The sequence below is a fragment of the Clostridium sp. genome (genome assembly GCF_032552055.1).
Classification (GTDB): domain Bacteria; phylum Bacillota; class Clostridia; order Clostridiales; family Clostridiaceae; genus Clostridium.
In genome coordinates this window covers 1-12303 of sequence record NZ_JAWGSV010000082.1, presented here as the reverse complement: position 1 = coordinate 12303, position 12303 = coordinate 1, and the positions used below count along the sequence as shown (strand labels likewise).

Annotated in this window: 12 protein-coding genes; 5 read left to right on the top strand and 7 right to left on the bottom strand. The window is 27.1% G+C overall.

Annotated features, from left to right (window positions below; all coding sequences use genetic code 11):
- Window positions 1-8: 8 nt before the first annotated feature.
- Together E6248_RS07515 and E6248_RS07510 are read right to left on the bottom strand one after the other, a co-directional pair.
- The gene (locus E6248_RS07515) at window positions 9-155 is read right to left on the bottom strand and encodes a hypothetical protein (RefSeq protein ID WP_316340203.1); all 147 of its coding nucleotides are present in this window, start codon (window positions 153-155) and stop codon (window positions 9-11) included.
- 300 nt (window positions 156-455) lie between these two features.
- Complete coding sequence (locus E6248_RS07510; protein ID WP_316340202.1) at window positions 456-752, bottom strand: hypothetical protein; 297 nt, start codon at window positions 750-752, stop codon at window positions 456-458.
- Between the two features lie 260 nt (window positions 753-1012).
- Between E6248_RS07510 and E6248_RS07505 the strand changes: the two genes are divergently transcribed.
- The gene (locus E6248_RS07505) at window positions 1013-1204 is read left to right on the top strand and encodes a hypothetical protein (protein ID WP_316340201.1); all 192 of its coding nucleotides are present in this window, start codon (window positions 1013-1015) and stop codon (window positions 1202-1204) included.
- A 90-nt stretch (window positions 1205-1294) separates the two neighbouring features.
- The gene (gene tyrS / locus E6248_RS07500; protein WP_136007523.1) at window positions 1295-2515 is read left to right on the top strand and encodes a tyrosine--tRNA ligase; all 1221 of its coding nucleotides are present in this window, start codon (window positions 1295-1297) and stop codon (window positions 2513-2515) included.
- Between the two features lie 307 nt (window positions 2516-2822).
- Here tyrS and E6248_RS07495 read toward each other — a convergent pair whose 3' ends face one another.
- The 5 genes from E6248_RS07495 to E6248_RS07475 form a co-directional block, all read right to left on the bottom strand.
- Window positions 2823-4250, bottom strand: coding sequence for a HAMP domain-containing sensor histidine kinase (locus E6248_RS07495; RefSeq protein ID WP_316340200.1), 1428 nt, complete (start codon window positions 4248-4250; stop codon window positions 2823-2825).
- A gap of 3 nt (window positions 4251-4253) precedes the next feature.
- Window positions 4254-4937, bottom strand: coding sequence for a response regulator transcription factor (locus E6248_RS07490; protein WP_316340199.1), 684 nt, complete (start codon window positions 4935-4937; stop codon window positions 4254-4256).
- 291 nt (window positions 4938-5228) lie between these two features.
- Entirely contained in the window at window positions 5229-6305 is a 1077-nt protein-coding gene (locus E6248_RS07485) for a tetratricopeptide repeat protein (protein ID WP_316340198.1), read from the bottom strand.
- Between the two features lie 48 nt (window positions 6306-6353).
- The gene (locus tag E6248_RS07480; protein ID WP_316340197.1) at window positions 6354-7424 is read right to left on the bottom strand and encodes an Ig-like domain-containing protein; all 1071 of its coding nucleotides are present in this window, start codon (window positions 7422-7424) and stop codon (window positions 6354-6356) included.
- Window positions 7425-7441: 17 nt separating this feature from the next.
- Window positions 7442-8467: an Ig-like domain-containing protein gene (locus tag E6248_RS07475; RefSeq protein ID WP_316340196.1), complete on the bottom strand. Its 1026-nt coding sequence runs from the start codon at window positions 8465-8467 to the stop codon at window positions 7442-7444.
- Window positions 8468-8821: 354 nt separating this feature from the next.
- Between E6248_RS07475 and E6248_RS07470 the strand changes: the two genes are divergently transcribed.
- The 3 genes from E6248_RS07470 (at window position 8822) to E6248_RS07460 (ending at window position 12003) form a co-directional block, all read left to right on the top strand.
- Window positions 8822-10930 carry a hypothetical protein gene (locus tag E6248_RS07470; RefSeq protein WP_316340195.1) on the top strand — a complete coding sequence of 703 codons (2109 nt, stop codon included), beginning with the start codon at window positions 8822-8824 and terminating at the stop codon, window positions 10928-10930.
- 44 nt (window positions 10931-10974) lie between these two features.
- A complete protein-coding gene (locus tag E6248_RS07465; RefSeq protein WP_316340194.1) occupies window positions 10975-11232 on the top strand; it encodes an EscU/YscU/HrcU family type III secretion system export apparatus switch protein in 258 nt (85 codons plus the stop codon).
- Window positions 11233-11316: 84 nt separating this feature from the next.
- Window positions 11317-12003, top strand: a complete 687-nt coding sequence (locus tag E6248_RS07460; RefSeq protein ID WP_316340193.1) for a metallophosphoesterase — start codon at window positions 11317-11319, stop codon at window positions 12001-12003.
- Window positions 12004-12303: the final 300 nt, after the last annotated feature.

The following is a 12303-nucleotide window of genomic DNA, read 5'->3' as shown; positions in this document are numbered from 1 at the left end:
ATCATGATTTAATCTTCTTCCTTAGTAGATCCCATAATGAATATAGGAATTAACATTGCAAATAATGGAGTTGCACTTTTTGTTACATAAACAGCTATTGAAACTGCTATTCCTGTTGATAACCAAGCAATTGAGTAAACTATAGTTTTTTTCATATTACCTCCTATGATTAATAATTTTTTTCATTATCTATTACATCATAAGTTACTATCCTAAATAGAGTGCAATATATTTTGCTGAATTATGTTATTGAATTTTATCTATTAATAGAGTAGAATAGTCATCCTATTTAGTAAACAAGTTGAAATTTAGTGACTATGTGCACTTTTCCTATTTCTCATAGAAAACCATTTAACTATTTCTCCATCACAATTTAATGTAAGTATGATTGAATAATACAATATTTATCTAATATTATATTGTTCAATTTTCAAAGCTCATTTACTAGCAGTGATTTATAATAATGAACTTGTTATTGTTAAAACAACTATTATCGAAATAAATACTATAGATATTGCTTTACCTGGTTTTGCAAGGTAATCATTCTTATATCTGTATCCTATAAATAGTGCTATAAATAATAGAATTAGAGAAATTATTGGAGCAGGGAATGATACCCCAATTGCATTTAAAAAATGTTTTCCGAGCTCTTTTCCATTCCAAAAAGTAAATGAAAACATAGCTCCAAGTATAGAAAGCAATAAAGAAATACTGCCTATGCCCCATTTTTTAGGAGTAGTTATTTGATCCATATTTTTCTCTCCTTACAAATTTTATTTAGATATTTCTTGAAAATTTCAAAATATTACGAATTTATTATAACATATTTTCCCAAAGGGATAATGTTGAATTTTAAAAGAATATTTTTATTAGTTGCTTAGTAATAATTTCATATTATGAAATATGTTTGTATTGCAAACTAAAAATATAACATTTCATTTCAATGAATAAGTAGTTTTTAATATTTTTAAATGCTCTGTAGAATACTATAACCATCGGACGGTGATTAATTATGAAGAAGTTATTATTTATTTATATATTACTAAATAATCTACTTATTTCTCACCCAATTCCTACATGGACGATTGAGCCAATTAATAATGCCGAGCAGGGCATACATTATGAATATACTCATAGTGAAGGTTCCATAGAGGAATTATATAAAGATATTATATTTGGAGAATTAGAGTTTATAGTTGAATAAAAAGTAGGTAGAATTTCTATTAATTCAACATTGATATTATGGCTATAAAAAGATATACTATAATAAGTAATAAATAGGAGGTTACGTGGAATGGCTAATGTTTTAGATGAATTATTAGATCGTGGATACATAAAGCAATTTACTCATGAAGATGAGACTAGAGAACTTTTAGAAAAGGAAAAGATAACTTTTTATATAGGATTTGATCCAACTGCTGATAGTTTACATGTTGGACATTTTATTGCGTTAATGTTTATGGCTCATATGCAAAGAGCAGGTCACAGACCAATAGCTCTTGTTGGTGGTGGAACAGCTATGGTTGGAGATCCATCAGGGAAAACTGATATGAGATCAATGTTAACTAAGGAACAAATTCAACATAATGTTGATTCTATTAAAAAGCAAATGGAAAAATTTATAGACTTTTCTGATGATAAGGCTATATTAGTTAATAACGCTGATTGGTTATTAAATTTAAATTATGTAGATTTCTTAAGAGAAGTAGGAGTTCATTTCTCAGTAAATAGAATGCTTACAGCTGAATGTTTTAAGCAAAGATTAGAAAAGGGACTTTCTTTCTTAGAGTTTAATTATATGTTAATGCAAGGATATGATTTCTATGTATTAAACCAAAAATATGGATGTAAGATGCAATTAGGTGGAGATGACCAATGGTCAAACATGATTGCAGGTGTTGAATTAGTTAGAAGAAAAGCTCAAGGTCAATCAATGGCTATGACTTGTACACTTTTAACTAACAGCCAAGGACAAAAGATGGGTAAAACTGTAGGAGGAGCTTTATGGCTTGATCCTAATAAAGTATCTCCATTTGATTTCTACCAATATTGGAGAAATGTTGATGATGCAGATGTAGAAAAGTGTTTAGCATTATTAACTTTCGTACCTATGGATGAAGTTAGAAGTATTTGTGCAGTTGAAGGTGCAGCAATTAATGAAGCTAAGAAGAGACTTGCTTTTGAAGTAACTAAGTTAGTTCATGGAGAAGAGGAAGCACTTAAGGCTAAGACTGCAGCTGAAGCTTTATTCTCAGGTGGAGTAGATATGAGCAACGTTCCAACAGTTACTATATCTAAAGAAAAGCTTGGCTCAACAATCTTAGATATAATGGCTGAAAATAAAATAGTACCATCAAAGGCTGAAGGAAGAAGATTAATTCAGCAGGGAGGACTTTCTTTAAATGGTGAAAAAGTAACTGAAGTTACAAGAACTCTTGAAGAATCAGACCTTGAAGATGGAACTGCTTTACTAAAAAGAGGTAAGAAAAACTACAATAAAATAGTAGTAGAGTAAAAAAGGGCTGCATATGCAGCCCTTTTTTAAATTAAGAATGAAAAATGTAGAATGAATAATGAAGAAATAAACTCAGGCGAGGTGAGTTTATTTTTTAATTTATATCATTGAATTTCAGATTACTAAGAAATTAAGTGGTGTTATAGAAAAACTTAAATTTAAAAATGCGAAGAAATTTTTTAATTAAGGAATAAAAAATTAAAAAATGAAAGAATTTTTATAAAAAATCCTTATAGATTTTTACAAGGGTATCCTTAAAATAAAGGAGGTCTTGCATAGTAAAACCTCCTTACTTCATTCTTTCATTTTATATTGGTAGAGATACAGTTGCTTCTACTTTATTTCCGTTTGATAAAGTAATGCTTCCATTATGATCTTTTATTATTTCACTACAAAGATATAGTCCTAGGCCAGAACTATAGTTGTCCTCATCTGAATTCATTTTTATAAATGGTTCAAAAACATGGCTATATATTTCTTCAGGAATTGGATTAGCTTCGTTTATAATTGAAACTTTGTAGGAGTTGTCCTCTGTATATCCGCTGATTTCTATATTATTATCATTAGTATTAATAGAATATTTAATAGCGTTATCTATTAAGTTAATAAAAACTTCTTTAATTTTATTAGCTTTAATCTTTAATATGCTATCTTCTAAATTATAGATTATGTTTAAATTATATTTTTCAGCTTTTATAGACATATCAGAAATTACTTGTTCAAGTAGTTCCTTTATATTAAATTCTATATAGTCTTCTTTTATTGATGAGAGTCCTTTAGATATTTTTATTATTTCTAAAACAAGGGTATTTAATCTTTGGCTTTCAGAATAGATTCTACTTACAGCTCTTTTTTTGAATTCTTCATCATCTACTCCATTTTCTAATAGCATTTCTGAGTATCCAATAATTGAAGTAAGTGGAGTTTTAAGTTCATGGGTTACTGTATCAAAAAAAATTTTTCTACTTAGTGCTAATTTTTCCACCTTTTCTTTTTCATTTTCTATATCTAATATTTGCTCTTTAATTTTATTCTTCATATTAAGAAACTCTCTAGATAAAATTGATATTTCATCAGTACCTTCAGTGTTTAATAATACATCATAATTACCTTCTCCAAGGCTTTTTGCTGCTATAGTTAAATTAGTAATAGGTTTTGCTATTTTATTAGTTAGCCTAGTTGATAATAGAAATATAAAGATTATTATTATTACTTCAATCAAGGTTAAAATGTTTGTTGCTTTATAATATTCCTCATATAGAGGTGTATAGTCCTTATTTAAATTTATAATTCCAATATAACTTTCATTTATTATAATAGGATAAGATAATACACCAATTAGTTCATTATTTTGATATTTAATATTGACTATAGTTTTACCTTCCTTAACTTCACTAAGGTTTTGACTTATTTCTATTGGCTTAAAAGATAGATTTGAAGCTAGTACATTACCACTAATATCACAAATTTGTAGTGTACTATCAAAGTTTTGTGATATATAATCTAATAAATAATTTGCTTCTTCTTTTAAAGCCTTATCTTTATATAGGTAGTTTCTCTGGGATAGGGTATATTTTATAGATTCTCTAGTACTTTTCATAACTTCTTTCATTGAGGACGTTATTGAGCTTTCCATATTATCCTTAAGTATTTTTCTTACAGAAATATTCAGGGAGAGTCCTAAAATAATAAGAATACTTGTAATAATTAAGGTGAATTTATATTTAATTTTCATAATCTACCTCATAATATATCCAACGGAAAATACTGTTTCAATTATAGAAGGGGTGCCCTTAGTATCTAATTTACTTCTAAGCCTTCTTATATGAATATCTACTGTTCTTAAATCACCATCATAAGAAAACTCCCAAACATTATCAATAAGCTGATCTCTAGAAAAGACTTTATTTCTATTTTGAACAAAGAATTCTAAAAGCTCATATTCTTTTGGCTTAAGTTGAATAAGATCATTATTTTTTAATACTGTTCTATTTTTAAAGTTAATTTTTATGTTTTCATTTATATTGGTAAAATTTGAATTTGAACCATTAGTAGTTTTTTCTATTCTTCGAAAAATAGCTCTAATTCTGCTTATTACTTCTTTAATATGAAAGGGTTTAGTAATATAGTCATCTGCACCAAGCTCAAGACCTAGGATCTTGTCCACAATATCACTTTTAGCAGTAAGTATTATAATCGGAACAGAATTATTTGAGTTTATTTCTTTGCATAACTGAAACCCATCTCCATCAGGTAAGTTTAAATCTAATAAAATTAAGTCAGGCAAATTAACATTTATATAATCTCTAGCATCTTTTAAAGAAAAGGCACTATAAGGTGCATAGCCTTCAGATTTTAAAGTGTGAAATAATATATCATTTATAGATTTATCATCTTCAACAATGAGTATTTCATTATTCATATTAACCTCCTTTATAGAATTGTTATAAGTAAATTATAATAAAATTTTACAAATTAATAAATAGTTTCCAGAAAAAGGTGTTTGATATAGTAAAAATAATTGGGGCTGCCATAAAGACAGACCCTTAAAAATATAGAATGAAAAAACTACTATAGGTATTTGGGGGAACTAATTTATTTAGGTAATTCCTTAGGAATTACTGAAAATACATTTTTATTAAAAACTTCTCTAGAAGTTTTATCATTAATTTTTCATTCTTTCATTTTTTCATTATTCACTGTGCGACAGCACCTAAGGTGTGTATTGTCTATATATAGATTGAGCTATTCCAGCATCTAGTTCAATCCAGCATAATTTTGATCTATTAGTAATTGGTCTACCCTTATCATCAAATTCTTCTTTTTCAAATTCATTATATAATTTTATAACTTCCTTAAAATTTTTAGCTGAACAATCAAAATTAATATCGGATGTTCCTTTATTATCAATTTCATAACCTAATCTTTCTTCTAAATCATGCTCTAATAATTTATAACTACAATTATCTGAAACCTCGTAGGTAGTTATAGTTGTATAGTTGTTTCTTATATAATAACCATCAGGTAGAAAATATTCTCCTCTTTCTTCATCGTACACGGCATTATTATCTTTCATAGCTTCAGGTAATGCTATCTTACTTCCAAAGTAAAACTCAACTAAATCTACATCAATATAAGTTTTTCCATTAGCAGTATATATATTTTTGATTGAACCAATAACAGTTTCTTTTCTATTTAAAATATTAACTTTAGCTTCAATATTTCTGAAATGCTCTTGACTAAAACCTTTATAAGAATATTCACCAACCTTTTTTGTATTTACAGATGAATTATCCCAAGCCACATTTAGAGTAACTTCCTTATTATCTAATGTAGTAGTAATAGTAGTAGGTAAGATAAAGTTTGATCCTTCATAAGCTGAATAGTTAACTTGGATAGTTTGAAAATTTGAAGCTATATCCTTAGCTATTTTATTCATATTATCTACATCTACATTATTATCAATAGCTTTATTAACTACAGTGTACGCATCTTCATATCTATTTGAATTAAGAAGGTTATCTTTAATTTCTATATATAAGTCCTTATTTTTATTATCTAAGGAAAGTGCTTTATTATATAAATCATTAGCCTCAGTAAATTGATTATCAGAAAGAAGTTTCTTTGCAGTATTTATATATTCAGCTACTTCATCTTCTTCCACTAATATATCTTCTCCAGTATTTTCAGAAAGTGTAACTTTTTTTGTGCTATCTGTACAAGAGTATAAAAATATTGATAAAGATAAAATGATAAAAATTATTCCGTATTTTTTAACTTTCCTAAACATATTAATTCTCCTTTAATTTTTGTTGAGTACAATTCTGGGAATAGTTTATTAAAATGCATATTTTCTATAGATAGATTGTACTTTATTATTTTTAAGTTCTATCCAGCATAAAGTAGTTTTACTGCTTTCAATTTCTCCATCTACAACATGACCATAATCTACTTGCATTTTGTATATCATATCAATATAACTTTTAAAAGTTTCATAAGAAACTGTATTAAGTTCAGGTATTTGTGATTCACTATCGTAACCTAAAGCGAATAAATCAAGAAAATATAGTTGGTAAATGGAATCTTTTGAAACTTCATAAGTTGTTATAGTACTATAATTGTTTCTTATATAATTTCCGAATGGAAGGAAATACTCTCCTGTTGTTTCATCATAAGCAGCAGCATTATCTTTTTTTGCTTCAGCTAAAGCTTCCTCACCTGTATAAAATTCAACTAAATCAACATCTATATAAGTTTTTCCATTAGAAGTGTAAGTCTTATTTATTGAACCTATTTGCTTATCATAAACATTCTCTATAACAGTAAGGTCCAACACTATACTCCTTCCATACTTCTCGTTATATCCTTGAAAATTGAAAGTTCCTATATTTGATGTATCTACAGCTGGGTTTTCCCAAGATACTGGAATATTAACTTCTTCACCTGAAATCATAGTGGTAACTTGCTGAGGTAATGAGTAATTGCTATTTTGATAAATTGAACTTGATAACTTAATAATTTCGAATTTGTCAGATATATCTTTTAATACAGATTTCATATTTTCAACGTCAACATTATTATCAATGGCTTTTCTTATTACAGTATAAGCATCTTCATATCTATTTAAATTAAGAAGGTCATCTTTAATTTTTATATATAAGTCCTTATTTGTATTATCTAAGGAAAGTGCTTTATTATATAAATCATTAGCTTCAGTAAATTGATTATCAGAAAGAAGTTTTTTTGCAGTATTTAGGTATTCAGCTATTTCATCTTCTTCTACTAATATATCTTCTCCTGTATTTTCAGAAAGTGTAACTTTTTTTGTACTATCTGTACAAGAGTATAAAAATATTGATAAAGAAAAAATGATAAAAATTATTCCGTATTTTTTTACTTTCTTAAACATATTAATTCTCCTTTCTATTAAGGTCTATATTGCTGAGAAATTTTTGTTACCGTACCATTCTTTATATCAAACCATACCATTAGTCCATAGTTAGTATCATTGAGATACTTAGTATTCATTGCAGAAAATTCATCTAAAGAAGCGGGTACTTCATCTCCAGCTTTTAGCTCTGATTTTTCTGGGAAAAAATTATGAGCGCATAAATAATAAGAGGTATTATTATCAACTAAATAAGTTGAAATAGTATCATAATTATTTCTAATATAAATTGGATCAGGTAAGAAATATCTCTTTTTTTCTTCATCATATCCAGCTTTATTATCTTTTATAGCTTCAGGTAAAGCCTCGTCACCTATATAAAGCTCTATTAAATCAACATAAATATAAGTCTTTCCATTCTCTGTTTTAATATTTTTTAAGAAACCATATTGCCTTTCATAAACATTCTCTAAAACAGTAAGTTCTACGGTTACATTCCTACCATACTCCTCGTTATATCCTTGGAAAGTGGAAGTTCCTACATTTGCTGTATCTACTACTTGGTTTTCCCAAGATACTGGAATATTAACTTGATCACCTGAAATCATAGTGGTAACTTGCTGAGGCAATGAGTAATTGCCATTTTGATATATTGAAGTTTGAATATTTATTTTTTCAAATTTATTAGATATATCTTTTAATACAGATTTCATATTCTCAACATCCACATTATTTGTAACAGCAGTCTTAATAAAATAATATGCTTCATCTGTTTTATCTACAGACAAGTATTTATCTTTTATTCTTAGGTACATTTCTTTATTAGTCTTATCTAAAGTAATTGCTTTAATGAATTCTTCTTTTGCTTCCTCAAATTTTTCTTCGTCTATAAGTTTTTCACCATCAGTTATTGCAGCTAAGACTTCACTTTCTTCCAAGGCAACTTCACTTTGGGTATCTTCTGATATAGTTATTTTTTTACTGGAATTATTACAAGAGATAAATAGTAGGGGCACTAAAATAACGGTTGATATTAAAAGGTTCATTAGTTTTTTTCTTATCATAATATAACCTCCTTTTATTTTTATCTTTGATTTTATTATATAAGGCAATATTTTCTAAAGATAATAATAATATTTCCAAGATGTTTCCAAATTCAAAGTTAAGATTTTTTATTAATTACTCGATAATATAAGTAATATATAAGTTGCAGAAAGAGTCTAATATTTATTATGTTATGTCTAGTATTAAAAATATTTAGGACATGAAGTTATTTTAACAACTTATATAATAATTAAAGACTATATATGCTTTCAATTTTGTTATTTTACTAAAGAATGTTTAGATCGATATTGTTATAAGATTATAGATGTAGATTATTAATTGAAACATATAGTAGGATGATAAGAGGTGGAATTATGCCAGGGATTTTTAATGTTGGTAATGCCTATAATATAAATAATAAAAGAATAACTAGTAAGATGACTTTTGATACTGGAGAGAAGTTTTCTGGAAAAGTAGTAAAGAAAGAAGGAAAAGAAGCAGTTATAAAGTTAGTTGATGGTTGGGAATTTGAAGCAGAGATAGATGGAGATATTGATTCTTTAAGTAAGGGCTTTCATAGATTCGAAGTTGATGGTTTTGAAGGAGGAAAGCTTAAATTAAAAATAGTTGCTAAAAATATTGATGTAGAAGATTTAAGTCCTGGAGATTTTGAAAGTATAATTACAAAAGAAGGGCTTAGTAAGGAGAATATAGATTTACTAAGGTCAATGGTTAAGTTTAATATACCTTTAACTAAGGAAAATATTAAAGAAATTCAAGCTTTAGGGAAGTTTTTAGATAAGATTAATCTTAATGAAGGTGAAATAGATGAGTTTATTTCTAAATACTTAGAGACAAAGGGGATATCCCCTGAAAGTGCAGAAGGAAATAAGGTTATTAATGAACTTAAAGAGTTTTTAAATGCTTTTAAGACTTTAAGCAAAGAAGATTTATTATTAATCTTTGAAAATAATATAGATATTACAAAGGAAAATATAACAGCCTATAATAATCTTTTTAAAGGTGATAAGAGTATCCTTAAAATTTTAAGCAATATCCAAGGAGATATTTCATCCTTAAAGGAAGCTTTAGTGAATAATATGGGTCTAAGCATGGAAGAAGTTAATGAATTATTATCACAATCATCTTCAGACTTGCAAGGAGATTATGAAGGTACACAATTAGGAAAAGACAGTAATTCAATAGGAAAAAATGCAGAAATTATAGAAAAAGGAATCACTTTAGATAATAGTATAAAAGCACACTCTGAAGGGAGTGAATTAGTAAATAAGACTAATAAGGAAAATGCTACTGATGGTTCAATTATTAATAAAGCCTTAAATACTTTATATCAAAAGTCAGAAACTCAAAATTCAAAAGTAAGCTTATTATCTATTTTAAGATCAATTTCTGGACAAACAGAGGATTATTTAAACTTAAGCTTAAAGGATGTACTATTAAACAGAAGAGCTTCCTTTACAAGTGCTGAGTTTGATAGATTATCAAATTTAATTAATAACTTAGATCCAGAGGAGTTTATAAATAGCCTTAAGTCAGTTATTTCTGAATATAATTCTATTGGAGAAAATAACTTAATAGATGATTTTAATAGTTATATTAATAAATCTAATAATGAAGCTTTAGGAATTACTAATTCTTTAGAATTCACTAAGGGCGAAGCAGAAACTGTATTATCTAATCTTATGGGAAAAGGAATAACCCTTACAGAAGAGGAGTTTAGTAAGCTGCAAGATGGGATAAACTTAAAGTATCAAGAAATAGCTGAAAAAGAAGAATCTATAAAGAATCAATTAAATAATTCAAATATAGATTCTAAGGATATAAAGACAATAGGAAGTGAAAATGCTGAAGAGTCAATAAAGAATTTAGGTAATGTAAAATCAGAAGTTAATGAGTTAAATTCAAAGCTTTTAAGCAAAGATATAGTTAAAGCATCCATTCAAAATACTGGAGAAACTAGTAAAGAAATAATAAAAGATATTTTAAACTCTCTAAAAGGTGAAAATATATTATCAGATAAACTTATTGAAGTTATAAAAAATAATATAAATGAAATAAAACTATTTAACAAGTTAAGCACAGAATATTATTATGCAGATATTCCAGTTAAGATTAGGGCAAATGAATATCCATGTAAGCTTATAGTTAAGGATAAAAGAAAAGATAGTAAGAAAATAGATAGTACAAATATAAAAATGGTTATAACTATAGATACTAAGAACTTAGGTATAGTAGATGGATATATGAAGGTTTTAGATAAAAAAATAGATATTGATTTAAAATGTGAAGATAAATTTGTTAAAATAATAGATATAACAAAAAATAAGTTGATATCAAATATAGAAAATATGGGATTTGCAGTAGATGTAAGGGTAAGTAAAAAGGAAGAGGAAGTTTCATTAACTACTTGTAGAGATTTCTTTAATCCTGATTCTGGCATTTCGTTAGATAGAATGGTTTAATAAGTTTAACCTAAAAGGAAAGGTAAAGAAAATAGGGGAATACAATGAAGTGGAGTAAAAAAGCAGCAGCCTTAAAATATGAAGAAAATATAGTAGCTCCAATAGTGACTGCAAGTGGAATGGGCCATATTGCAGATAAAATTATTGAAAAAGCAGAAGAAAATGATGTTCCTATAGTGTATAATAAGGAATTGACAGATTTGCTTTGCAATGTAGATGTTGGAGAATATATACCAGATGACATTTATGAAGCAGTAGCACATATAATTGCATATATAACAGATTTAGATAGTTTAAAGTAGAGCAGAGGAGCTAAAGCTCAATTAAAAATGAAGAGGTAATGCTCTTAATGCTTTTATTTAATATAGGAAAGGTGAGTTAAATTAATGGCTTTATACGCTATTTCAGATCTTCATCTTGCTAATGCAGCAGATAAGCCTATGGACATCTTTGGAGAAAAGTGGCTTAAGCATGATGAAAAGATAAAGGAAAATTGGACTAATAAAATTACAGAAAATGATATGGTATTAATTGCAGGAGATATATCTTGGTCAATGAGATCAAGCGATAGTAAGGCAGATTTAGATTGGATTAATTCATTACCTGGCAAAAAGATTATATCGAAAGGTAATCATGACTATTGGTGGGGCGGAATATCAAAGCTTAATAGTATGTATGAAGATATGAAGTTTATACAAAATAACTTCTATACATATGAAGATTATGCTATTTGTGGATCAAGAGGATGGATACTTGAAGGAACAGATAGATTTACTGAAAAAGATAAGAAGATATTTGATAGAGAATTAATAAGATTAAGACTATCTTTAGATAAAGCAAAAGAAGCTGGATATGAAAAGTTTATAGTAATGATTCATTATCCACCATTAAATGATAAGGGAGAGCCATCTGCTTTTACTGAATTATTTAAAGAATATGGAGTAGAAAAAGTTATATATGGACATTTACATGGACCATCTTTAAATACAGCTTTTTCTGGAGATTTTGAAGGAACTGAATATATAATAACTTCTTGTGATTACTTAAACTTTGATCCAATTAGAATACTATAGAATTAATTTGTGCAGGAGTCTTTAACAATATTATGCTCTGTTTCCGTCGCATGCTCCAAGTCGACCTACGAACAATATGTTAAAGACTCCTTGAATAGTTTTCTTTTTTATTTGCGAAACTTTTTTGGTAAGAATAGTAGGATGAAAATAAGAATAAGTACTATTGTAAATAAAGACCATAATCCAGTTATTACAGCAATTATAGATATATTAAAAATAACTAACTGCAAAACTTTAACTGTTAATCTTTTTTCATATTTAAATTTCATTTTATATAGTCGTATCATATATATTATAGAT

Coding starts and splice junctions, on each gene's coding strand:
- E6248_RS07515 (WP_316340203.1), bottom strand. CDS start 155: ATGAAAAAAACTATAGTTTACTCAATTGCTTGGTTATCAACAGGAATA.
- E6248_RS07510 (WP_316340202.1), bottom strand. CDS start 752: ATGGATCAAATAACTACTCCTAAAAAATGGGGCATAGGCAGTATTTCT.
- E6248_RS07505 (WP_316340201.1), top strand. CDS start 1,013: ATGAAGAAGTTATTATTTATTTATATATTACTAAATAATCTACTTATT.
- tyrS (WP_136007523.1), top strand. CDS start 1,295: ATGGCTAATGTTTTAGATGAATTATTAGATCGTGGATACATAAAGCAA.
- E6248_RS07495 (WP_316340200.1), bottom strand. CDS start 4,250: ATGAAAATTAAATATAAATTCACCTTAATTATTACAAGTATTCTTATT.
- E6248_RS07490 (WP_316340199.1), bottom strand. CDS start 4,937: ATGAATAATGAAATACTCATTGTTGAAGATGATAAATCTATAAATGAT.
- E6248_RS07485 (WP_316340198.1), bottom strand. CDS start 6,305: ATGTTTAGGAAAGTTAAAAAATACGGAATAATTTTTATCATTTTATCT.
- E6248_RS07480 (WP_316340197.1), bottom strand. CDS start 7,424: ATGTTTAAGAAAGTAAAAAAATACGGAATAATTTTTATCATTTTTTCT.
- E6248_RS07475 (WP_316340196.1), bottom strand. CDS start 8,467: ATGATAAGAAAAAAACTAATGAACCTTTTAATATCAACCGTTATTTTA.
- E6248_RS07470 (WP_316340195.1), top strand. CDS start 8,822: ATGCCAGGGATTTTTAATGTTGGTAATGCCTATAATATAAATAATAAA.
- E6248_RS07465 (WP_316340194.1), top strand. CDS start 10,975: ATGAAGTGGAGTAAAAAAGCAGCAGCCTTAAAATATGAAGAAAATATA.
- E6248_RS07460 (WP_316340193.1), top strand. CDS start 11,317: ATGGCTTTATACGCTATTTCAGATCTTCATCTTGCTAATGCAGCAGAT.